Genomic DNA, 23,440 nt, shown 5'->3' on the forward strand with positions numbered 1-23,440 from the left:
CGCATGAAGCGCCTGGACCGCCTGGACCGCCGCCTTGCGTCGCGCACCTTCCGCTCGCTGTCCGTGCGCAACTTCCGGCTGTTCGTGGCCGGGCAGGTGGTGTCCGCCGCGGGCACCTGGATGATGGTGGTGGCCCAGGACTGGCTGGTCCTGGGCCTCACCGGCGGTTCCGGCACCGCCCTCGGCGTGGTGACCGCGCTGCAGTTCACGCCGCTGCTGCTGACCCTGTACGGGGGCCGGCTCGCCGACCGCTACGACAAGCGGATGCTGCTGACCGTCGCCAATCTGGCCTCCGGTGTGCTGGCGCTGGCCCTGGCCGTGCCGGCCCTGACGGGGGAGGTGCGGTTGTGGCACATCTGGGTGTGCGCCTTCGGGCTGGGCCTGGTCAATGCGGTCGAGGTGCCGACCCGGATGTCGTTCGTCAGCGAGCTGGTCGGGCCCGATCTGCTGCCCAACGCGTCCGCGCTCAGCGGCGCGTACTTCAACATCGCCCGGGTGGCCGGGCCGGCCCTCGCGGGTGCGCTGATCACCGCGGTCGGCACCGGCTGGGTGATGGTGCTGAACGCGGCCAGCTATCTGGCGACGGTGGCGGGGCTGCGGCTGATGCGGCCGGGCGAGCTGCTGCGAAGTCCCCCGACGGGCAAGGCGGCGCGCGTCTCGGACGGGCTCCGCTATGTGCGGGAGCGCCGCGATCTGGTGATGCCGGTGCTGCTGGTCGGCGTGATCGGTATGTTCGGGCTGAACTTCCAGCTGATGCTGCCGCTGCTGGCGATGACCGTGTTCCACGCCGACGCGGCGTCGTTCGGACTGCTGACGACGGCGTTCGCGGCGGGCTCGCTGCTGGCGGCGCTGGCCACCACGGCCCGCCGCGGCCGGCCGGCGGCTCGTACGGTGGTGGCGTCGGCGCTCGCCTTCGGCTTGGTGGAGACCGCCGCCGGGTGGGCCCCGACCTTCGCCGCGGCGGTGGTGCTGCTGTTCCTCACCGGTTTCGCGGCCCTGTACTTCGCGCAGGCCGCGAACCACCGGATCCAGCTGGGCAGCGATCCCGCCTATCGGGGCCGAGTAATGGCTTTGTACACGCTGATCCTGCAGGGCAGCACCCCGCTGGGCAGCCTGCTGGCGGGCTGGTTCGCCGAACACCTGGGGGCCCGCTCGGTGCTGTACCTGGGCGGGCTGGTGTCGGTGGCGGCGGCGCTGGCCGCGGCGGGCGCGGAGCGGCGGGCCAAGGACCGGCGGGGCCGGGCGGCGGCAGCTATGCCCGGAGCCGGGGTACAGGTACCGGCGGACGCGTCGGATCTGGAGGCGCGGCGGGACCCGATAGCTCCGGGCTGATCCGGGGAACGTCCGCGACGGTGAGCTTGCACTGGCCGTCCTCGCAGGTGCGTTGCAGGCGGCCCCGCGAGACGGTCTGCATCAGGCCGATGGCCCAGCACATCGGGCAGCCGCGCAGGGCCAGTACGCCGACCGGCAGGAGCAGCAGGCTGAGCGGGCCGACGGCCGGGATCAGCGCGACCGAGCCGATCAGGCCGCCGAAGCCGATCGCGCCCCGGACCAGGTGGCGGGGCAGGGACGTACTCGCGAAGTCAGGGCCGGCGGCTTTGGTGGTCGGCATGGGCATGGGTGTCTCCAGGTGCGGGTTCGGGTGTGGCGCGGAGGGACTGCTGGACCGCGGTGCGGGCGCGGTGCAGGCGCGATTTCATCGCGGCGGTACTGAGGCCGAGCGCTTCGGCGGCCATGCGTCCGCTGTAGCCCTGGATGTCCCGCATGATCAGTACGTGGCGCTGCTCGGCCGGCAGGGCGGCGATGGCGTCCGCCACCCTGCCCGCCTCGATGCGCTGCAGGACCACTTCCTCGGCCGAGCGCACGGCGGTGTCCGGCAGGGGTGCGGGGGCCCGCATCGTCCGCGCGCGGCGCAGGCACTCGTTGCGGACGATGCGGAACATCCATGACGCCAGCGCGCCGGAGGCCCGGAGCATCCCGATCTTGCGATAGAGGATGATCAGGGCTTCCTGTGCGGCGTCCTCGGCATCCTCGGGAGTGGCGCAGAGCGAGCGGGCGAACCGCTGCACGTTCGGGTGCGAACCCGACACCAGCGCGGTGATCGAATCGACCTCGCCGCGCTGGGCGGCGACGATCAGCTGCTCACCGGGCCAGGACGAGCCGGACGAGGCAGCCGAGTCAGACACGGGTCTGCTTGCGCTTGCGCAGGGCGAAGTAGGTGCACGTGCAGAGCAGCACGGCTCCGACGGCGATGGCGATACCTGTGAGCACGAAGGCCTCCTATTTCAGGTCCCGACGTTTGTCGGCACGTGTATAGGAGGCGCGGGCCCGCCGAAAGGATTCGGCCCCGGCCCGAAAAAGTTCCGGGCGGCCCACCGGACCGCGTCCGGGCGGGGTGACCGGCCGGGCGGCGGGACGGGGGGCCGCCCGGGACGGGGGCCCGGAGCGGGCGGGCGGGGGCTGGTTCGGGGGGGCGGGGTTGGTTGGGGGTTGGTTCGGGGGTGGTCAGACCGGGCGGGCCTCGATGATCGAGATGGCCGCGGCGGTCTGGTGGATCTTCTCCAGGGCGAAGCCGGCCCGGGAGAGGAGGTCCGCGTACTGTTCCGGGGTCCGTTCCTTGCCGCCGACCAGCAGCATCAGCCACAGGTCGATCAGCTTGGCGGAGTGCGGGCTGTTGCCCGGGGTGGGCACCATCTCCATGAGCAGCAGCTTGCCGCCGCCGGAGCCGATGGCCTCGCGGACGTTGCGCAGGATCTCCAGCGCCTGGTCCTCCGGCCAGTCGTGGACGATGTGCTTGAGCAGGTACGCGTCCCCGCCCGAGGGCGGGACGTCGAACAGGCCGCGGTTCTCCACGGAACAGCGGTTGGCGACCCCGGCCTCGGTGAGGAAGGCCTGGGCGCCATTGGTGTCGATGCGCGGGTCGACGAGGATGCCGCGGCTGTTCGGGGCCTTCTCCAGGATGCCGGCCAGCAGGCCGCCCTGGCCGCCGCAGAAGTCGACGATGGTGGCGTAGCGGGAGAAGTCGTAGGCGGAGACCAGGGGCAGGGTCTCGGTCACCGACATGCCGCCCATGCCGCGGGTGAAGACCTCGCCGTACTCGGGGTCCAGCTCCAGGAACTCGAAGGCGCCCATGCCGCGCCGCTTGGGCAGGCTGGGCTCGCCGCTGCGGACCGCGTCCACCAGGTAGGCCCAGTCCTCCCAGTGGGTGGGGTGGCCCATCAGGATCGCGGTGTCGCGCATGGACATCGGGACGTCCGAGCGCAGCGCGCTGCCCATCGGGGTGAGGGCGAAGCGGCCGTCCTTCTGCTCGGTGAATATCGAGTGGCTGGCGAGCAGCCGCAGCAGCCGGTACAGGGACTCGGGGTGGGCGTCGACCCGGGCGGCCAGCTCGTCGACGGTCAGCGGGCCGTCGGCGAGGGCGTCGGCGACGTTGAGTTCGGCGGCGGCGTAGATCGCCTGGGTGACCATCGAGCCCTGGGCGAGTTCGAGCAGGGCGAACGGGGCGGGCGCGAGTTTGCGGGTCAGGTTCTGCAGGCCCGACCGCACCCCTTCTACGGTGCGGACGACGCGCGGGGGTGGCAATGCGGGCATGAGTTCTCCTCGGGGAGGCCGGCCGACAATCCTGCTGACAGCGTGGATCCGGCCGCATGGAAACCTCTCGGGCCGGGCTCGATGCGGCCTTGAGAACGGAACGCGGCACGGCCGTGCGGCGGCACGCCGGAGTTACCGTTTCGTCCCGCGGACCGGGTTCGACATCGAGTTCGAGCCAGTCGTACGTCAGTCGTACGTCCGCTCCCCCGCGAAGCGCCGATGTGCTCTGGAGGCCGGCCATGCAGCGTCGTCGTACCGATGGACCCAGGACGGGAGTGTGGCTGATCGGGGCGCGCGGCTCCGTGGCGACCACGGTGGTCGCCGGCTGTGCCGCGCTGGCCGCCGGGCTGTGGCCGGCCGCCGGGATGGTCACGGAGACCGGGGCGTTCGCGGACTGCGGGCTGGCTCCGCTGGACGGGCTGGTCTTCGGCGGCCACGACACGGCGGCCGGGCCGCTGCCGAAGCGGGCCGAGGAACTGGCCGAGGGCGGGGTGCTGCCGCACGGGCTGCCCGCGGCGGTGCACCGGGAACTGGCCGAGGCGGATGCGGAGATACGCCCGGGCGGGCCGCAGCCGGGGGACACCCGCGGGGACGAGGAGCTGATCGCGGCGTTTGCCGCGGACATCGGGGAGTTCGTACGGCGGCGGGGGCTGGCCCGGGCGGTGGTGGTGAACGTGGCGTCCACCGAACCGGTGGACGAAGGGGGAGCCGTTCGGCTGCCGGCGAGTTCGCTGTACGCGGCGGCGGCACTGCGGGCCGGCTGCGCGTACGTCAACTTCACCCCGTCGGCGGGGCTGCGGCATCCCGCGCTGGCGGAGGCTGCCGCGGCGTCGGGCCTGCCGTACACGGGCCGGGACGGGAAGACCGGGCAGACCCTGCTGCGGTCGGTGCTGGCGCCGATGTTCGCGCAGCGGGAGCTGCGGGTGCGGGCCTGGTCGGGCACGAACCTGCTGGGCGGCGGCGACGGGGCGGCGCTCGGTGAGCCGGCTGCGGCGGCGGCGAAGAACGCGGGGAAGAACCGGGTGCTGGAGGACGTGCTGGGCGGGCTTCCGGAGGGCACCACGCACATCGACGACGTACCGGCGCTCGGCGACTGGAAGACGGCCTGGGACCACGTCGCGTTCGAGGGCTTCCTGGGCACCAGGATGGTCCTCCAGACCACCTGGCAGGGCTGTGACTCGGCGCTGGCGGCGCCGCTGGTGCTGGACCTGGCCCGGCTGCTGGGCCGGGCCCACGAGGCGGGGCTGGCCGGGCCGCGGCCGGAGCTGGGCTTCTACTTCAAGGACCCGGACGGTACGGACGGCGCGGACGCGTCGCTGGCCGGCCAGTACGAGGCGCTGCTCGGCTTCGCCGAGCTGCTGCGGGAGACGCGATGAGCGGCGGGCCGCTTGCCGTCGCGGGGCGGGGCCGGGGCCGGGCCTGGGCCGAACTGCTGCGGGTGTCGGCGCTGTTCACCGTACCGGGGGACGCGCTGGCGGGTGCGGCGGCGGCCGGGGTGCGGCCCGGCCGCCGCACCGGGCTGGCTGTGGGGGCGTCGCTCTGCCTGTACGAGGCGGGCATGGCGCTCAACGACTGGGCGGACCGGGAGGAGGACGCGGCCGAGCGGCCGGAGCGGCCGATACCGTCGGGCCGGATCCGGCCCGGGGCGGCGCTGGCCGCCGCGGGCGGGCTGACGGTGGCGGGGCTGGTCCTCGCGGCGTGCGCGGGCCGCCGGGCGGCGGCGGTGGCGGGCGGCCTGGCGAGCACGGTGTGGGCGTACGACCTGGGCCTGAAGCACACGAAGGCGGGACCGGCGGCGATGGCCGCGGCCCGCTCGCTGGACCTGCTGCTGGGCGCGGTGGCGTCCTCGCCGACGGGGATCCGCCCGGCGCTGCCGTCGGCGCTGGCGCTGGGCGGGCACACGTACGCGGTGACGGCCGTCTCCCGCCGCGAAACCCAGGGCGGCGCCCCCCTGACGTCCCTGGCCGCCCTGGGCGGCACGCTCGCCCTGGCGGGCCTAACGGGCCTGACGGCCCGTCGCCGAACCGAGCCGAGCTCCGGCCCGGAGGCCTTTGCCGCGGAGCTGTCTGCCGGGCCGACGGGTTCCGCGGGTGCTGCCCGCGCCATGCTGGCGGGCCTTGCAGGCGCCGGCCTGAGCGCCCTGGCGGACGCAGGTCCGCCGAGTGCCGGACCGGCCGACGCCGCGGCGGACCGGCCCGGCGCCCCGGCCGGGGGCCGGGCGCGGGTGCTGGGTGAGGCCGCGCTGGCCGGGCTGTGGGGGCTCACCGGGCCGGCCGCTGCGCGGCCGGGACCCGGGGACGTCTTGGGCTTGGCCGACGCCGGGTTGAATACGCCCCGGTACGCCGCCGCGGTCTGCGACGTGGCTGGGGCTCGGCCGGGCTCACCCGCCGGGATGGCCGCGGCACAGGCTGCCGGTGCGGCGCGGCTGCGCCGGACCGACGAACGGGGCCGGGCCCCGCGGCACGGGGACGGGACCGGCGGGGCTCAGGCCGCCGGGGCGGGAACCAGGCTGCGTGACGTGGCCGGCCTTGCGCTGGCCGGGCTCGGGGCGGCGTCCGCCGTCGGGCGGCTCGGGGCGGCCGGACTGTTGGCAGGGGGCGACCGGGACCGGGTGGTGCGGGTGGTTGCTGGGGTTGGGTTGGCTGGGTTGTATGTCGGGACTGCCGGGCGGCCGTTGGTGCATGCCGTGCTCAATCCGTCGCCGCCGCTCACCCAGCGGGCCGTCGGCGGCGGCATTCGGGCCATGATCCCGCTGCAGGCGGCGCTCGCCGCCCGGGCCGGGGCGCCCGGGACCGCGCTCGCGCTGGTCGGGCTGGTGCCCGTGGCCCGCCGCCTCGCACGGAAGGTGAACCCGACATGAGCCTGCGCCTCGGCTACGGCACCAACGGGCTGACCGATCTCCGGCTCGACGACGCCCTCACCCTGCTCGCCGACCTCGGGTACGACGGGGTCGGGCTGACCCTCGACCACATGCACCTGGACCCGATGACCCCCGGCCTGGCCGCCCGTACCCGGCTGGTGGCCCGCCGGCTCGACCGGCTCGGGCTCGAGGTGGCGGTGGAGACCGGCGCGCGCTACGTCCTCGACCCGCGCCGCAAGCACGGGCCGTCCCTGCTCGACCCCGACCCGGAGCAGCGGGCGGTCCGGACCGGGCTGCTCGTCCGGGCCGTCCGGGTCGCCGCCGACCTCGGCGCGCACGCCGTGCACTGCTTCAGCGGGATCAGGCCCCCGGGCATGCCCGAGGACACCGCCTGGAAGCTGCTCGCGCACGCACTCGGGCCGGTCCTCGACGCAGCCGAGAGCGCCGGAGTTCCGCTCGCCGTCGAGCCCGAACCGGGCCATCTGCTGGCCACCCTCGCCGATTTCCACCGGCTGCGCACGGAGCTCGGCAGCCCGGCGGTCCTCGGCCTGACCCTGGACATCGGGCACTGCCAGTGCCTGGAGCCGCTGTCCCCCGCGGACTGTGTGCGGGCCGCCGCGCCCTGGCTGCGCCACGTACAGATCGAGGACATGCGGCGCGGGGTCCACGAGCACCTGCCGTTCGGGGACGGGGAGATCGACTTCCCGCCGGTGCTCAAAGCCCTGGCCGGGACCGGCTACCGGGGGCTGACCGTGGTCGAGCTGCCCCGGCACTCGCACGCCGGGCCCGAACTGGCCGCCCGGTCCTTGCAGTTCCTGCGTGAGGGAGGTCGTCGGTGACCCGTACCCAGATGACTCCGGCGGTCTGGCTGGATGGGGCTCTGGACGTGGCCCGTCGTGGGGTGCCCGCCTGGGAGCTGCGGTTCGCCGAGGCCGGCCGCCGCTGCGGGCCCGCCACGGCGGCCGTCGATACCGCCCGGGTCCGGCTGCTGACCGCGGCCCGCCCCGACGCCGCCACCACCGCCCGCCTCTACCGGCAGGGCACCGCGGCCGAACGCCGCGCCGTGCTGCTGGCCCTGCCCGACCTCGGCCTCGCGGCTGCCGACGGGCTGCCGCTGGTCGAGGACGCACTGCGGACCAACGACACCACCCTGATCGCGGCTGCGGTGGGACCGTACGCCGCCGAGCACCTCGACCCGCACGCCTGGCGGCACGCCGTCCTGAAGTGCCTGTTCACCCAGGTCCCGGTGACCGCGGTCGCGGGCCTGGCCCGGCGCGCCGCCGGAGACGCGGAACTGGCGCGGATGCTCGACGGCCAGGCCGCCGAACGCACCGCGGCCGGCCGCCCCGTCCCCGAGGACCTCCACCACGTACGCGCCCTGACCCGAGAGGCAGCGCAAGCCTGATGCGCATCTTCGACCCGCACATCCACATGACCTCCCGCACCACCGACGACTACGAGGCCATGCACGCCGCCGGCGTCCGGGCCGTGGTCGAGCCAGCGTTCTGGCTCGGCCAGCCGCGCACCTCGCCCGAGTCCTTCTACGACTACTTCGACGCGCTGCTGGGCTGGGAGCCGTACCGGGCCGCCCAGTACGGCATTGCGCACCACTGCACCATCGCGCTGAACCCGAAGGAGGCGAACGACCCGCGCTGCACTCCGGTCCTCGCCGAACTCCCCCGCTACCTGGTCAAGGACGGGGTGGTCGCGGTCGGCGAGATCGGCTATGACGCGATGACCCCCGCCGAGGACACGGCGCTGGCCGCGCAGCTGCAACTGGCCGCCGACCACGAACTGCCGGCCCTGGTGCACACCCCGCACCGGGACAAGCTCGCCGGACTGCGCCGCACCGTCGACGTGGTGCGGGAGTCCGATCTGGATCCCGGGTGGGTGGTGCTGGACCACCTCAACGAGACCACGGTGCGCGAGGCCAAGGAGGCCGGCTGCTGGCTGGGCTTCTCCGTCTACCCGGACACCAAGATGGACGAGGACCGGATGGTGGCCCTGCTCCGTACGTACGGCCCGGAGAAGGTGCTGGTCAACTCGGCCGCCGACTGGGGGAAGAGCGATCCGCTGAAGACCCGCGCGGTGGGCCTGGCGATGCTGGCCGCCGGGTTCGACGAGGACACCGTCGACCTGGTGCTCTGGCGCAACCCGGTGGCGTTCTACGGGCTGAGCGGCCGGCTGGTCCTGGAACCCGCCCGGTCCGAGGACATCTCCGCCCTGCACGAGGGCAATTCCATCCTCCGCGGCGGGGAATGACCCGATGCGTTTCCGACACCCCGACGGCTCCACCGTGCACCTGGCCTACTGCACGAACGTGCACCCCGCGGAGAACCTCGACGGGGTGCTGGCCCAGCTGCGCGACCACTGCGAGCCGGTCCGCCGCCGGCTCGGCCGGGACCGGCTCGGCATCGGCCTGTGGCTGGCCCGGGACGCGGCCCGCGCGCTGACCGCGGACCCGGCCGCGCTGCGCCGGCTGCGGGCGGAACTGGACCGGCGCGGCCTGGAGGTCGTCACCCTCAACGGCTTCCCGTACGAAGGCTTCGGCGCCGGGCAGGTCAAGTACCGGGTGTACCGGCCGGACTGGACCGAGCCCGCCCGCCTCGCCTACACCGAGGACCTGGCCGGGCTGCTGGCCGCGCTGCTCCCCGAGGACGCCGCGTACGGCACCATCTCCACCCTGCCGCTGGCCTGGCGCACCCGCTTCGACGCGGATCCGGCGGCGGCCGGGGCCGCCCGCGGCGCGCTGGTACGGCTCTCCGCGCGGCTGGACGCGCTGGAGGAGGCCACCGGCCGGTCGGTCCGGGTGGGCCTGGAGCCGGAGCCCGGCTGCACTGTGGAGACCACCGCCGACGCCATCGCGCCGCTCGCCGGGATCGCGGGGAGCACCGGGTCCGGCGGCGGCCGGATCGGGCTGTGTCTGGACACCTGTCATCTGGCCACCTCCTTCGAGGAGCCGGACACCGCCCTCGCGGCCCTCGCCGGGGCGGGCGTGCCGGTGTACAAGTGCCAGCTCTCGGCCGCCCTGCACGCCGAGCACCCGGACCGGCCCGAGGTGCGGGCGGCACTGGCCGAGTACGCCGAGCCGCGCTTCCTGCATCAGACCCGCACCCGCACCGCGGACGGCGTGCTGCACGGCACCGACGACCTCGGCGAGGCTCTGGCCGCCGGCGGCGCACTGCCGGACTCCGCGCCCTGGCGGGCGCACTTCCACATGCCGCTGCACGCGGCCCCCGAGCCGCCGCTCACCACCACCCTGCCGGTGCTCCGCGAGGCCCTGGCCGGGCTGGTCGGCGGGGACTGTGCCGTCACCCACCACCTGGAGGTGGAGACGTATACCTGGCAGGCACTGCCGCCCGCGCTGCGCCCCACCGGCCCGGCCTCACTCGCCGACGGCATCGCCGCCGAACTGGCCCTCGCCCGCGACCTGCTCACCGACCTGGGACTGAAGGAGCTGCCATGAGCGACGCCACGAGCGCCCCGACGAGCGACCCCACCCCGCTGCTGGTCCTGGACGTGGTCGGGCTGACGCCCCGGCTGCTGGCGCACATGCCGCACCTGCGGGAGCTCGCCGGGTCCGGATCCAGTGCCCCGCTGGGCACCGTACTGCCCGCGGTCACCTGCTCGGCGCAGGCCACCTTCCTGACCGGGGCGCTGCCCAGCGAGCACGGCATCGTGGGCAACGGCTGGTACTTCCGCGACCTCGGCGAAGTGCTGCTGTGGCGGCAGCACAACGCCCTGGTCGGCGGCGACAAGATCTGGGACGCGGCCCGCCGCAGCCATCCCGGGTACACGGTCGCCAACATCTGCTGGTGGTACGCGATGGGCGCCGACACCGACATCACCGTCACACCGCGCCCGGTGTACTACGCCGACGGCCGCAAGGAACCCGACTGCTACACCCGCCCGGCCGAGCTGCACGAGGAGCTCACCGGGAGGTTCGGCACCTTCCCGCTGTTCCACTACTGGGGGCCGACGGCCGGCCTGCCCTCCTCGCAGTGGATCATCGACGCCACCCGGCACATCATGGCGACCCGCAGCCCCGACCTGACCCTGTGCTACCTGCCGCACCTGGACTACGACCTCCAGCGGTTCGGCCCCGAGGACCCGCGCGCCCACCGGGCCGCCGCCGATCTGGACCGGATCCTGGCCCCGCTGCTCGCCGACGCCCGCCGGTCCGGCCGGACGGTCCTCGCCCTGTCCGAGTACGGCATCACCCGGGTCGGCCGGCCCGTGGACATCAACCGGGCGCTGCGCCGGGCCGGCCTGTTGGAGGTGCACGTCCAGGACGGCATGGAGTACCTGGACCCGACGGTCTCGCGGGCCTTCGCCGTCGCCGACCACCAGATCGCCCATGTCTACGTACGCCGCCCGGAGGACCTGGAGGCCGCCCGGGAGGCGCTGCGGGACCTGCCGGGGGTCGCCGAACTCCTCGACGACGCCGGAAAGAAGGAGCACGGGCTGGACCACCCGCGGTCCGGCGAGCTGGTGGCCGTCGCGGACCCCGACGCCTGGTTCACCTACTACTACTGGCTGGACGAGGACCGGGCCCCGGACTTCGCCCGGCTCGTCGACATCCACCGCAAGCCCGGCTACGACCCGGCCGAGCTGTTCATGGACCCGCTCGACCCGTATGTGAAGGTCACCGCGGCCCGGGCGCTGGCCCGCAAGAAGCTCGGGATGCGCTACCGGATGGCGGTGGTCCCGCTGGACCCGTCCCCGGTGCGCGGCAGTCACGGCCGGCTGCCCGCGGACCCGGCCGACGGCCCGCTGCTCATCTGCTCGGTTCCCGGCGCCGTGACCGGTCCGGTGCCGGCGACCGGCGTGAAACCGCTGCTGCTGAACCTGGCCGGCTTGCCCGCATGCGGCCCGGATGAGCAATCCGCAGGCGGGAATCCGGCCGGGCTCCACCAGAACTGACCAGGCTTCTGGATGACCCACGACACCGATCTGCACAAGGAGTCCGAACATGGCAAGGGAAGCGATAGTCGTCGGCGCGGGTCCGGTCGGGCTGATGCTTGCCGGCGAACTCCGGCTCGGTGGCGTGGACGTCGCCCTGTACGACAAGCTGCCCGCACCCAGCGGTGAGTCCCGCGGCCTCGGCTTCACCGGCCGTACCGCCGAGGTGTTCGACCAGCGCGGGCTGCTCTCCCGGATCGGTGAGTTCCGGTGGGGGCAGCACGGTCACTTCGGCGGGGTGCGGATCAACTTCGACGCCCTGGAGGAGAGCCACTACGGGGTGATGGGCCTGGCCCAGTCCCGTACGGAGGACATGCTCGGCGCCTGGCTGGAGGAGCTCGGGGTACCGGTGATCCGCGGCCACGAGCTGGTCGGCTTCACGGAGACCGGGGACGGGATCACCGTCGAGCTCGAGGGCCCGGACGGCCGGGTCGAGGAGCGCGCGCAGTACCTGGTGGGCTGTGACGGCGGGAAGAGCACGGTCCGCACCCTGGCCCAGATCGCCTTCCCCGGCGAGGAGGCGACCCGCGGCATGTACCTCGCCGACGTGGTCGGCGCGAACATCCGGCCCCGCCCGATCGGCGAGAAGATCCCCGGCGGCGGCATGGTGCTGTCGGTCTCCACCAAGCCGGGCACCGACCGGATCGTGGTCCACGAGCCGGGCGTCCGCCCGCACCACGGCGAGGGCGAGCTGACCTTCACCGAGGTCGCCGACGCGTGGCAGCGGATGACCGGGGAGGTCATCCACGAGGCCGCGGCCAGCTGGATGTGCGCGCTCACCAACGCGCAGGGCCAGGCCGAGGAGTACCGGCGCGGCCGGGTCTTCCTGGCCGGCGACGCCGCGCACGACCACGCGCCGATGGGTGCGCAGGGTGTGAGCGTGGGTCTCCAGGACGCGGTCAACCTGGGCTGGAAGATGGCCGCGACGATCCGCGGCTGGGCTCCCGAGGGCCTCCTCGACACCTACCAGTCCGAGCGCCACCCGGTGGGGCAGAAGCTGCTGCGCAACACGCTCGCGCAGTCCCTGCTGTACCTCAGCGGGGAGGAGATGGAGCCGATGCGGGCCGTGATGCGCGAGCTGGTGCAGATCCCGGAGGCGGCGCGGCACCTGGCCGGCGAGGTGAGCGGGCTCGACATCCGCTACGAGGTCGGCGCGACCGGCCACCCGCAGCTGGGGCTGCGCCTGCAGCCCTCGCTGGAGCTGGAGCTTGCCGAGGGCGGCGGCGGCCGGACCACGGTCGCCGAACTGCTGCACGCGGGCCGGGGCGTGCTCATCACCGCGCCGGGCCACACCGCGGAGCGGGAGCTCGCCGCGGGCTGGTCGGACCGGATCGACACGGTCACCGGCAGCTGGACCCGTACGGAGAGCGCCGGCGGGCTTCCGGTCCCGGAGGCGGTGCTGGTGCGACCGGACGGATACGCCGTCTGGGCGACCCCGTCCGGCGGCGACCTGTCCGACGCCCTCAAGTCCTGGTTCGGCCCGGCCTGACCCGGCCGGGGGGTGGTGGCCCACCCCGGGCCCCCACCCCCGGCCCTGCCCGGCCCGGACGCCCCGGCCGGGACCATCCGGTCCAACCCCGGTCCACGCCGGCCCGGGCCCGGGTTAGCCGGTCCGATCTCGGTCCGGGCCACCCGGCCCACCGGGTCCGGCCGGTCCGGCCCACCGGGTCCGGGCCATCCGGTCGGGCGGGTCCGGCCGGTCCGGTCCACCCGGTCCGGGTCCGGACCGGCTCCGCCCGAACCCCGGCCCGGTCCGATCCCAGGCCAGTCCGACCGGCCCGGTCCGACCCCGGGCCAGTCCGACCCTGGGCTCCGCCCGACCCCGGCCCGGTCCGACCCCGGGCTCCGCCCGACCCCCGGGCCAGTCCGGCCTTGGCCGGGCCGCCGCCCGTACCCGACCGGCCCGACCGGCCCGACCGGCCCGACCGGCCCAACCTGCACCGCCCGCAGCCGACCCGTACCGCCCCGCACTCGTACCGCCCGCACCCGACCAGCCGCCCGGTACGGGCCCGGCGGTACCCGCCCGGCCCGCACCCGACCCACCCGCACCGCCCGCACCCGCCCCGCACCCGCAAGAGACCGCACCCGCCCGGCCCGCACCCCGACCCGCACCGCCCGCACCCGCCCCGCACCTGCAAGAGATCGCCCCGTTCCGCCCCCTGGCCGGCCCCCGCCGGTTCGGGCCATGACGTCCCCGGAGGGACACCGCCATGACCATCCTCGTCACCGGAAGCCGCGGCAAGGTCGGCTCCCACCTCATCGGCCTGCTGCACGCCCAGGGCATAGCGGTCCGGGCCGGTTCCGCCGATCCGGCGAAGCTGACGCTGCCCGCCGGCGTCGACTCCGTGCCCCTCTCCCTCGACGACCCGGCCGGTTTCCCCGCCGCGCTCGACGGGGTCGAGTCGGTCTTCCTCTACTGCGAGCCCTCGCACGTCGGCGCGTTCGTCAAGGAGGCCGTGTCCGCCGGCGTCCGCCATGTCGTGATCATGTCCTCGGACGCGGTGCTGCTGCCCGGCGCCGCCGACAACTGCATTGCCGCCCCGCACCTGGCCGTCGAGCAGGCCTTCGAGGGCACCTCCATCACCACCACCCCGCTGCGCTGCGGCGCCCTCGCGGGCAACGCGCTGCCCTGGGCCTGGGCGCTGCGCGGGGCCGGCGCGGTCAACCTGCCGTTCCCCGACAGCTACGCCGACCCGGTCAACGAGAAGGACATCGCGGAGGCGGCCTTCGCCGCCCTCACCAAGCCCCATTTCCAGGGCCGCTCCTACCACCTGACCGGCCCCGAGGCCCTCACCTTCGCCGAGCAGGTCCGCATCGTCGAGGCCGCCGCCGGCCGCAACGTGCCGGTGCGGGCGGTCACCCCCGAGCAGTGGAAGGCGGCCCGGGCCGGCTACATCCCCGCGGACATCGCGGACCAGCTGCTCGTCCTGTGGGCGCAGGACACCGAACCGCTCAAGCTCACCGGCGACATCGAGGAGCTGACCGGGCACCCGGGCCGCACCTTCGCCCAGTGGGCGGAGGAGAACGCGGACGCCTTCCGCGGCTGAACCGACGACAGCGAAGGGGATTGTTTCTAGATGTCGGTGGACCTGGAGTTAGACGGGTCGGCCGGGCCGCGCGGCCTGACCGACGAAGAGCTGGCGCGTTCGCTGCCCGGCGAGTTCCACAGCCGCCACGCCGAGCTGGACGGCGTACGGCTGCACTACGTGGAAGGCGGCTCGGGCGCGCCGCTGTTCCTGCTGCCCGGCTGGCCGCAGACCTGGTGGGAGTTCCGCAAGATCATGCCCGCGCTCGCCGAGCGGTACCGGGTGATCGCGGTCGACCTGCGTGGCATGGGCGGCTCCGGCCGTCCGGACAGCGGCTACGACAAGAAGACGATGGCCGGGGACATCCTCGCCCTGGCGCGGCAGCTCGGCTACGACCGGGTGAACCTCGTCGGGCACGACATCGGCGCGATGGTGGCCTACAGCTTCACGGCGAACCACCCGGAGGCCATCAACCGGCTCGCGCTGCTCGACGTGGTGCACCCGGACGAGAGCCGCTACGACATGCCGCTGCTGCCGCGCCCCGACCGGGGATTCAACATGTGGTGGTGGGCCTTCAACCAGGTGCCCGAGCTGCCCGAGAAGCTGATCGCCGGCCGCATGGAGCACGTGATCGACTGGCTCTTCGACAACTCCCTCGTCGACCCCGCCTCGATCGGCCCCGCCGACCGCGCCGTCTACGCCCGCGCCTACGACTCGCCCGAGGCGATCCGCGCCACCAACCGCTGGTACCAGGCCTTCCACCAGGACATCGAGGACATCCAGTCCTACGGCAAGTTCGGCGTGCCGCTGCTGGGCATCGCCTCGCCCGTCAGCCACGACCAGTTCCAGCGGCTGCTGCCGACCCTGGCACCCGACGTGCGGGTGGTGAAGGTGGACCGGGCCCTGCACTGGATCCCCGAGGAGCAGCCGGAACTGGTCGCCCGGGCACTGACGGAATTCTTCGGTTGATCAACCTTCACCTATGTGTACGAGGAGAGCGAGCCCATGGGCAAGGACGTAATAGTCGTCGGGGCGGGACCGGTCGGGCTGATGCTCGCCGGAGAGATCCGCCTCGGTGGCGCGGACGTCGTGGTGTACGAGAAGCTGCCCGCGCCCAGCGGGGAGTCGCGCGGGGTGGGCTTCACCAAGCGCGCGGCCGAGGTCTTCGACCAGCGCGGGCTGCTCGCCCGGTTCGGTGAGGTCGAGTACGCGCAGGGCCACTTCGGCGGTGTGCGCATCGACTTCAGCAAGCTGGAGGACAACCACTACAGCGTGCGCGGCATCCCGCAGTTCCGGACCGAGGAGATCCTGGAGGCCTGGGTCAGGGAGCTCGGGGTCACCGTCCGGCGCAACCACGAGGTCACCGGCTTCGAGGAGACCGCCGACGGTGTCACCGTCACGTACGAGGGGCCGGACGGGCCGGGCCGGGACAGTGCCGCGTACCTCGTCGGCTGCGACGGCGCGCGCAGCATCGTCCGCAAGCTGGCCGGCATCGACTTCCCCGGCTGGGACGCCACCCGCGGGATGTACATGGCCGACCTGGTCGGGGCGAACATCCGGCAGCGGCCGATCGGCGAGCGGGTCCCGGGCGGCATGGTGATGGCCTTCAACCTGGAGGACGGCGTCGACCGCATCGTCATCCACGACGAGGACCTGCGCCCGCAGGACAAGAGCAAGCTGACCTTCGACGAGATCGCGGACGCCTGGCAGCGGATGACCGGCGAGTCCGTGCACGGGGCCGAGGTCCGCTGGGTGAGCGCCTTCACCGACACCACCCGGCAGGCCGCCGAGTACCGGCGCGGCCGGGTGTTCCTGGTCGGCGACGCCACCCACATCCACATGCCGGCCGGCGCCCAGGGCATGAGCGTGGGCGTCCAGGACGCCGCGAACCTCGGCTGGAAGCTGGCCGCCGCGGTCCGCGGCCACGCCCCCGAGGGCCTGCTGGACACCTTCCAGTCCGAGCGGCACCCGGTCGGCGAGGGCCTGATGCGCAACACCCGCGCGCAGACCCGCCTCTACCTGACCGGCGAGGAGATGGAGCCGCTGCGCGCCGTCATGCGCGAGCTGGTGGAGCTCCCCGAGGTGGCCCGCCACCTGGCCGGCCTGGTCAGCGGCATCGACGTCCGCTACGCGATGGGCGGTTCCGGCTCCGGGCACCCGCTGCTCGGGCTGCGGATGCCCGACCTCGCCCTGGAGCGCGCCGACGGCAGCCGCACCCGGGTCGCGGAACTGCTGCACGCGGCCCGCGGTGTTCTCGTCCTCACCAGCGGCGCCGACGGACAGGAGGCGCAGCAGGCGCGGGACCTCGCCGCCGGCTGGTCCGACCGCATCGATCTGGTCGAGGCGCGCTGGGATCCGGCGGGTGCGCCCGCGGGGCTGCGCCTGCCGGAAGCGGTGCTGCTCCGCCCGGACGGCCACGTCGCCTGGGCGGCACCGGACGGAGGCGTGCTCCGAGAGGCGCTGGAGGCCTGGTTCGGCCCCGCTCGAGAGGCACTTGAGGGCGCCGCCGCTGTCGAGGAGGCCGCCGTAGTGTGAACGGGACCGGCGCCCCGCTGGGTGGCTGAGGACGGCCGGAAACAGCGCGAGAGGCACGGCGTGACGGGCGGCTGCCCCTGAACCGGCAGCCGCCCGCCGCACCGTGCAGGGCACTCTCGCGGCGTTCCGCACCCAGCGAGGCGGGAGTGCCCGCCGCACGACGGCGGGCACGGGGACCCACGGGAATGGGAGAGCCATGAGTGGCACCTACAAGCACGACATGACCATGATGTTCGTCATCCACGACGCCCTGCGGCGCGAACTCGACCAGGTGGCCAGGATCGCCGCCCGCACCACGGACGACCCGCGCACCCTGCTGCGTACGGCGGCGGGCTGGGAGATGTTCAAGAGCTACCTGCACGTCCACCACGGCGCGGAGGACGAGGCCCTGTGGCCGGCCGTCCGCGCGGCGCTGGCCGGACGGCCGGACGACCTGGCCGTGGTCGACGCCATGGAGGCCGAGCACGCGACCATCGACCCGCTGCTGGACGCGGTGGACGCCGCACTGGCCGACGACAACGGCGGCGCCGAGCGCCTCGGCGACCTCGTCGACGCGCTCGTCACCGGCCTGAACGCGCACCTCAAGCACGAGGAGGACGCCGGTCTTCCGCTGTTCGACGACGTGGCCACCCCGCAGCTGCTGATGGCCTTCGGGCAGGCGCACACCAAGCGCATCGGCCCGGACAGCCCCCGCTACCTGCCGTGGCTGCTCGACGGCGCGTCCGAGGCCGCCAGCGAGAGCGTGCTCCGGGTGCTGCCCGAGCCGGCCCGCGAGGCGTACCGGAACGCGTGGGTTCCGGCGTACGCCGCGAGCGACCGCTGGGGCGTCGGCTGACCGTCGGCAGACCCGGGAGGGCGGCCCGGCCACTGCGGCGATCCGCGGTGGCCGGGCCGCCCTTTTTCCTGCCCGGCCGTGAGCACGCACGTATCCCGAACGAGGAAGTGAGGACCAGCGGATGAGCAACCCGACCCTGAACGTCGCCGTGATCGGTGCGGGCATCGGCGGCCTGGCCGCGGCGATGATGCTGCGCCGGGCCGGACTGCACGTGGACGTGTACGAACAGGCCCCGGTCCTCTCGGAGGTCGGGGCCGGACTCCATCTGGCGCCCAACGGCAGCCGGCTGCTGCACCGGCTCGGCCTCGGCGACCGCCTGCGCGAGGTCGCGGTGCGCCCCGAAGCCCTGGAGATCCGCCTGTGGGACAGCGGCCGGGTGGTGAACCGCCAGCCCATGGGCGACACCTGGGAGGCCGCGTTCGGCAGCCCGCACTACACGGTCCACCGCGCCGACCTGCACCGCATCCTCGCCGACCAGGTGCCCGCGGAGACCGTCCACACCGGCCACCGCTGCACCGGGTTCACCGAGGACGTGGACGGGGTCCGCATCGACTTCGAGGACGGCACCAGCCGGCGGGCCGACCTGCTGGTCGCCGCCGACGGCGTGCACTCGGTGGTGCGCCGCGCCGTGGCCGGGCCGGAGCAGCCCGTCTGGTCGGGCACCGCCGCGATCCGCGGAGTGGTCCCGATGGACCGGGTGCCCGGGCTGCCCGCGGACAGCATGTTCCTCTGGACCGGCGCGGCCGAGCGGCTGCTCGCCGCCCCGGTCCGGTCCGGCCGCGAACTGTCCTTCGTGGCCGTCGTACCGGACCCGGCCGACCGCGGCGACTCCTGGACCAGGGCCGGCGACCGGGACGGGCTGGCGCAGTACCTCAGCACCTGGGAGCCCTCCGTGCTCGACCTGGTCGCCGCGGTCGAGGAGGCCGGGCACTGGACCCTGTACGACCGGGAGCCGCTGCCGCGCTGGAGCACCGCCCGCACCACCCTGCTCGGGGACGCCGCCCACCCGATGCTGCCGCACCACGGGCAGGGCGCCAGCCAGGCCATCGAGGACGCGGTGGCGCTGGCGGCCTGCCTGTCCCGGCAGCCGGCCGGCCCGGACCGGGTGGCTGCCGCCCTGCTCCGGTACGAGGAGCTGCGCCGCCCGCACACCGCCCGGGTCCGCGAAGGCGCCTTGGCCGGGGGCTCGCAGCGGCTGACGGACCGGTCCGGTGCCACACTCGCCGGAGGCCCGCAGGGCCCGATGAACTCGATGGACTCGCTGGTCGAGGACGTGTCCTGGGTGCAGCGCCACGACGTGGACGAGGTCCTCGCCGAGCTGCTGCCGACCGAGGTCGCCAACCCCGGCGCCCGGATGTACGAGGAGTTCCTCGCCGTACACGCCATCCTGCGCCGCGGTACGGAGATGGTCGCGGAGGCGTTCGAGCAGCTGGCGGACGGGCGTCCGGTCGGGGTCCCGGCCCTGGCGGAGACCGCGGAGTGGCTCATCGAGTTCACCCACCACCACCACATCAGCGAGGACGAGATGTTCTGGCCGGTGCTGCGCGAGCTGTACCCGCAGGCGGCGGCGGAGTTCGACACCCTGGCGCAGGAGCACGACGAGCTGAACGAGGAACTGGACGGGCTGGAGCGGGCGCTGCGGCAGCTCACGGCGTCGGCCGGCCCGGCCGCGGCTGTAGAGGCCGCGGAGGCCGCCCGGGCCGGCGCCCAGGCCGCCCGCCGGGTGCAGAAGGTGCTGGGCAGCCACCTCGACACCGAGGAGCCGGTGGTCGAGGGCCTGTTCCCGGGGGTCAGCGGCAGCGAGATCGACCGGCTGCGCAAGGCCATCACGGAGGGCGGCCCGCGCACCGGCGCCCACCTGGTGTTCGGCCTGCTCGAGGACCCGGTGATCGCCCGCGGCTACGACCTGATGGTGGAGAACTTCCCGCCGGCGGCCCGCGCGGCACGGCCCCAGCTCATCGCCCGCTACCGGCAGACGCTGCGGGAGCTGGGCCTGGCCGGAAACTGAACCCTGGTCACCACACGGGTACCGGGCCCCTCCTGAGCGGCTCCTGAGCCGCTCAGGAGCCGCTCTTGAGTCGCTCTAGTCGGCTCGACCAGCCTTGATGTCGGACGGAGAACGGCCCTGACCGGGCCGTGCACGGAAGGCGCCCCGACGCTCCGGCCGACGCGTGGATGGCACACCCGATACGGACCAGTGGAGAGTGACCATGACCAGCCGGCAGCTCGACGTCTGCCTCATCGGCGCCGGACCGCGAGGGCTCTCCGTTCTCGAACGGATCTGCGCCCACGCCGCCGCAGGCGACTTGGGGCCCCTCACCGTCCATGTGGTCGACGACTGCCCGCCGGGCCCCGGACAGGTATGGCGCACGGACCAGTCCGAGCACCTCCTGATGAACACCGTGGCCAGCCAGGTGTCCATGTTCACGGACGAGAGCGTGAGCATGAAGGGCCCCCTGTCCCCCGGCCCCAGCCTCTACGAGTGGGCCCGCTTCCTGACCCTGATGGGCCCCATCGACGACTGGGACCACAGCGAGGGGGTGCTGGCCGAAGCCCGTGCCCTGGGCCCCGATTCGTATCCGACCCGGGCCTTCTACGGGCACTACCTGGAGTGGGTCTTCCGGCGGGTGGTGCGGACCGCCCCGGACCGGATCCGGACCGTGGTGCACCGGGCCCGCGCGGTGGCCCTCGACGACGATGCACACACCGGCACCCAGACCGTACGGCTCTCCGACGGCACCCGCCTGGACGGACTGGAGGCGGTCGTCCTCGCCCAGGGGCACCTGCCGGTCCGCAACTCCGGCCGGCAGCGCGAACGCATCGCGTTCGCCGCCCGGCACGGCCTGAACTACGTCACCCCGGTGAACCCGGCCGACGTGGACCTCTCCGGCGTCCGCCCCGGCGAAACGGTGGCCCTGCTCGGCCTCGGCCTCAACTTCTTCGACCACATGGCCCTGTTCACGCTGGGCCGCGGTGGCCGCTTCGAGCGGCACGAGGGGCGCCTGGTGTACGTCGCCTCCGGGCGGGAGCCGCAGCTGGTGGCCGGCTCCCGGCGCGGGATGCCCTTCCACTCGCGCGGCGAGAACCAGAAGGGGGCCCACGGCCGCCACATACCCGCCGTCCTGAACCCCCAGATGGTGGAGGTGCTGCGGGACCGGGCCCGGCAGGAGGGCGGCCTGGACTTCCGCCGCGACCTGTGGCCGATGATCGCCAAGGAGGCCGAGGCGATCTACTACACCGGGCTGCTGGCCGCCGAGGGCCGGCACACCGAGGCCGAGGCCCTGCGCACCGCCTATCTGGCGGCCCCGCCGGGCAGCTTCCGGGAGCACGAGGTCCTGGCCGAGGCCGGCATCCCCGAGGAGCTGCGCTGGGACTGGGCGCGCATCGCCAAGCCGTACCAGGGGCTGGACTTCGGCTCGCCGGAGGAGTTCGAGACCTGGCTGCTGGACCACCTCCGCGAGGACGTGACGGCGGCCCGCGCGGGCAATGTGGACGGGCCGCTGAAGGCCGCCCTCGACGCGCTGCGGGACCTGCGCAACGAAATCCGGCTGATCATCGACCACGGGGGTCTGACGGGCCGTTCGTACCGGCAGGACCTCGACGACTGGTACACCCCGCTGAACGCCTTCCTCTCGATCGGCCCGCCGGCCAGCCGGATCGAGGAGGCGATCGCGCTGATCGAGGCGGGCCTCCTGCGGGTGCTCGGCCCCGAGACCCGGCTGCTGCCGCTCTCCGAGGACGAGGCCGCCTTCACCGTCGAGTCGGCGCTGGTGCCCGGTTCCCGGGTGGCGGCGACCACCCTGATCGAGGCCCGGCTGCCGGAGATCGACCTGCGCTCCACCGCCGATCCGCTGCTCCGGCATCTGCTGGACACCGGGCAGTGCCGGCCGTACGAGATCTCCGGGCCCGGCGTGGAGACCTACGAGACGGGCGGGGTAGATGTGACGCAGGCGCCGTTCCGGCTGGTGGATGCCGCCGGCCGTGCGCACCCGCGCCGGTTCGCGTACGGCGTGCCCACCGAAGCCGTCCACTGGGTCACCGCGGCGGGCATCCGCCCGGGCGTGGACTCCGTCACCCTCCAGGACTCGGACGCCATCGCCGGCGCCGTCCTGGCCCTGGCCCCGGGCAGCGCGGAGAACCGCCTCCCGGTGAAGGAGCTGGTCCGTTGACCTCCGCAGTCCCCTTTTCTCTCGCTTCTCCGGCCGCCGTGCCGGGTACCGACTCCGGGCTGCTGAGCCCCGTACGGGCCGGAACCCCGGCGGAGGCGGCCACCGCGGACGAGGCCTGGCTGCAGGCGATGCTCGACGCCGAAGCCGCCCTGGTGCGGGCCCAGGCGGCGCTGGGCACGGTGCCGCCGGAGGCCGCGCGCACCATCACCGGGCTGGCCCGGCGCGAGCACCTGGACCTGGCGGAGATCGCCCGCAGCAGCCGGGAGACCGCCAACCCGGTGGTGGCGCTGGTGCGCTCGTTCACCGCCGTGGTGGCCCGGCACTCCCCCGAGGCCGCCGAGTACGTGCACCGCGGGTCCACCAGCCAGGACATCTTCGACACCGGCACGATGCTGGTGGCCGCCCGGGTGCTGGACCTGTTGCTGGCGGATCTCGACGCGGTGGCGGCGGCCCTGCGCGAGCTGGCCGCCGAGCACCGCGACACCCTGCTCGTCGGCCGGACGGTGGCCCTGCACGCCGTGCCGACCACCTTCGGGCTGAAGGCCGCCGGCTGGCTGGCCCCCATCGAGGCGGCGGCCGACCGGCTGCGCCGGCTGCGGGCGGGCGGGCTCCCGGTCCAGCTGGGCGGCGCGGCCGGCACGCTGGCCGGCTATGTCGAGTACGCCCGTACCGGTCCGCACGCGCTGCCGGATCCGGCGGGCTACGCACGGGAGCTGACGGCCCGCTACGCCGTCGAGTGCGGGCTGACGGCCCCGGAGCTGCCCTGGCACGCGGCCCGTACCCCGGTCGCCGCGCTGGCGGCCGAGCTGGCCCTGGCCACCGGTGCCCTGGGGAAGATCGCGGTGGACGTGCAGTCGATGGCCCGCACCGAGGTCGGCGAGGTGGCCGAACCGGCGGTGGCGGGCCGTGGAGTCTCCTCCGCGATGCCACACAAGCGGAATCCGGTGCTGGCCACCCTGATCCGGTCGGCCGCGCTCCAGGTACCGGCCTACGCCGGGGTGCTGGCGCAGGCGATGCTCTCGGAGGACGAGCGGTCCGCCGGGGCCTGGCACGCCGAGTGGCAGCCGCTGCGCGAGTGCCTGCGACTGGCCGGCGGGGCGGCGCACGCGGCCCGGGAACTGGCCGCAGGGCTGCGGGTGTACCCGGAGCGGATGCGGGCGAACCTGGACCTCACCGGCGGCCTGGTGGTCAGCGAGCGGCTGGCGGCCGTGCTGGCGCCGGTGCTGGGCAAGGCGGTGGCCAAGGAGCTGATGAGCGAGGCCTCGGCGGAGGCGGCCGCGTCCGGCCGCCCGCTGGCGGAGATCCTCGGGGCCTCCCCGGTGCTGGGACGGCACTTCGGGGCGGAGGCACTGGCCGGGCTGCTGGACCCGGCCGGGTACACGGGTGCGGCGGGGCCGCTCACGGACGCGCTGCTGAAGCGCTGACGTGCTGTGACGTGCTGATGTGCCGAGGTGCTGACGCG

The 23,440-nt window shown here is 74.3% G+C and carries 19 protein-coding genes; 16 read left to right on the top strand and 3 right to left on the bottom strand.

The window, feature by feature from the left end:
* Positions 1-3 precede the first annotated feature (3 nt).
* Positions 4-1,332, top strand: a complete 1,329-nt coding sequence (locus ABT123_RS27810) for an MFS transporter (RefSeq protein ID WP_351319702.1) — start codon at positions 4-6, stop codon at positions 1,330-1,332.
* Here ABT123_RS27810 and ABT123_RS27815 read toward each other — a convergent pair.
* From ABT123_RS27815 to ABT123_RS27825, 3 genes are all read right to left on the bottom strand, one after another.
* Positions 1,253-1,612: a hypothetical protein gene (locus ABT123_RS27815; protein ID WP_351319552.1), complete on the bottom strand. Its 360-nt coding sequence runs from the start codon at positions 1,610-1,612 to the stop codon at positions 1,253-1,255. The genes ABT123_RS27810 and ABT123_RS27815 overlap by 80 nt on opposite strands.
* Positions 1,584-2,186 carry an RNA polymerase sigma factor gene (locus ABT123_RS27820; protein WP_351319554.1) on the bottom strand — a complete coding sequence of 201 codons (603 nt, stop codon included), beginning with the start codon at positions 2,184-2,186 and terminating at the stop codon, positions 1,584-1,586. Before ABT123_RS27820 ends, ABT123_RS27815 begins: the two co-directional genes overlap by 29 nt.
* Positions 2,187-2,505: 319 nt before the next feature.
* On the bottom strand, positions 2,506-3,591 hold the full coding sequence (locus ABT123_RS27825) for a methyltransferase (protein WP_351319556.1): 1,086 nt from the start codon (positions 3,589-3,591) through the stop codon (positions 2,506-2,508).
* Between the two features lie 239 nt (positions 3,592-3,830).
* On the opposite strand from ABT123_RS27825, the gene ABT123_RS27830 reads away from it, so the two are divergent.
* From ABT123_RS27830 to ABT123_RS27900, 15 genes are all read left to right on the top strand, one after another.
* Complete coding sequence (locus tag ABT123_RS27830) at positions 3,831-4,967, top strand: inositol-3-phosphate synthase (protein ID WP_351319558.1); 1,137 nt, start codon at positions 3,831-3,833, stop codon at positions 4,965-4,967.
* Positions 4,964-6,451 (top strand): SCO3242 family prenyltransferase, encoded by a 1,488-nt coding sequence (locus ABT123_RS27835; protein ID WP_351319560.1) that lies wholly within the window; start codon positions 4,964-4,966, stop codon positions 6,449-6,451. The genes ABT123_RS27830 and ABT123_RS27835 overlap by 4 nt, the downstream gene beginning before the upstream one ends.
* Positions 6,448-7,290, top strand: coding sequence for a sugar phosphate isomerase/epimerase family protein (locus ABT123_RS27840; protein WP_351319562.1), 843 nt, complete (start codon positions 6,448-6,450; stop codon positions 7,288-7,290). The genes ABT123_RS27835 and ABT123_RS27840 overlap by 4 nt, the downstream gene beginning before the upstream one ends.
* Before the next feature lie 11 nt (positions 7,291-7,301).
* Positions 7,302-7,856, top strand: coding sequence for an EboA domain-containing protein (locus ABT123_RS27845; RefSeq protein WP_502971077.1), 555 nt, complete (start codon positions 7,302-7,304; stop codon positions 7,854-7,856).
* Positions 7,856-8,713 (top strand): TatD family hydrolase, encoded by an 858-nt coding sequence (locus ABT123_RS27850; RefSeq protein WP_351319566.1) that lies wholly within the window; start codon positions 7,856-7,858, stop codon positions 8,711-8,713. Before ABT123_RS27845 ends, ABT123_RS27850 begins: the two co-directional genes overlap by 1 nt.
* A gap of 4 nt (positions 8,714-8,717) precedes the next feature.
* Entirely contained in the window at positions 8,718-9,917 is a 1,200-nt protein-coding gene (eboE, locus tag ABT123_RS27855; protein WP_351319568.1) for a metabolite traffic protein EboE, read from the top strand.
* Positions 9,914-11,374, top strand: coding sequence for an alkaline phosphatase family protein (locus ABT123_RS27860; RefSeq protein WP_351319570.1), 1,461 nt, complete (start codon positions 9,914-9,916; stop codon positions 11,372-11,374). Before eboE ends, ABT123_RS27860 begins: the two co-directional genes overlap by 4 nt.
* Before the next feature lie 49 nt (positions 11,375-11,423).
* The gene (locus ABT123_RS27865) at positions 11,424-12,902 is read left to right on the top strand and encodes an FAD-dependent monooxygenase (RefSeq protein WP_351319572.1); all 1,479 of its coding nucleotides are present in this window, start codon (positions 11,424-11,426) and stop codon (positions 12,900-12,902) included.
* 721 nt (positions 12,903-13,623) lie between these two features.
* Positions 13,624-14,460 carry an NmrA family NAD(P)-binding protein gene (locus tag ABT123_RS27870; RefSeq protein ID WP_351319574.1) on the top strand — a complete coding sequence of 279 codons (837 nt, stop codon included), beginning with the start codon at positions 13,624-13,626 and terminating at the stop codon, positions 14,458-14,460.
* A gap of 30 nt (positions 14,461-14,490) precedes the next feature.
* Entirely contained in the window at positions 14,491-15,408 is a 918-nt protein-coding gene (locus tag ABT123_RS27875) for an alpha/beta fold hydrolase (RefSeq protein WP_351319576.1), read from the top strand.
* A 36-nt stretch (positions 15,409-15,444) separates the two neighbouring features.
* Entirely contained in the window at positions 15,445-16,974 is a 1,530-nt protein-coding gene (locus ABT123_RS27880; protein ID WP_351319578.1) for an FAD-dependent monooxygenase, read from the top strand.
* A gap of 196 nt (positions 16,975-17,170) precedes the next feature.
* Positions 17,171-17,809, top strand: coding sequence for a hemerythrin domain-containing protein (locus tag ABT123_RS27885; RefSeq protein ID WP_351319580.1), 639 nt, complete (start codon positions 17,171-17,173; stop codon positions 17,807-17,809).
* Positions 17,810-17,930: 121 nt separating this feature from the next.
* Positions 17,931-19,817: an FAD-dependent monooxygenase gene (locus tag ABT123_RS27890; protein ID WP_351319582.1), complete on the top strand. Its 1,887-nt coding sequence runs from the start codon at positions 17,931-17,933 to the stop codon at positions 19,815-19,817.
* A gap of 202 nt (positions 19,818-20,019) precedes the next feature.
* The gene (locus tag ABT123_RS27895) at positions 20,020-21,978 is read left to right on the top strand and encodes an FAD/NAD(P)-binding protein (RefSeq protein WP_351319584.1); all 1,959 of its coding nucleotides are present in this window, start codon (positions 20,020-20,022) and stop codon (positions 21,976-21,978) included.
* The gene (locus tag ABT123_RS27900) at positions 21,975-23,402 is read left to right on the top strand and encodes a nitrosuccinate lyase (RefSeq protein ID WP_351319586.1); all 1,428 of its coding nucleotides are present in this window, start codon (positions 21,975-21,977) and stop codon (positions 23,400-23,402) included. Before ABT123_RS27895 ends, ABT123_RS27900 begins: the two co-directional genes overlap by 4 nt.
* The last annotated feature ends 38 nt before the right edge of the window (positions 23,403-23,440 follow it).

The sequence above is a fragment of the Streptomyces sp. NPDC002054 genome (assembly GCF_040296685.1).
GTDB lineage: Bacteria > Actinomycetota > Actinomycetes > Streptomycetales > Streptomycetaceae > Streptomyces.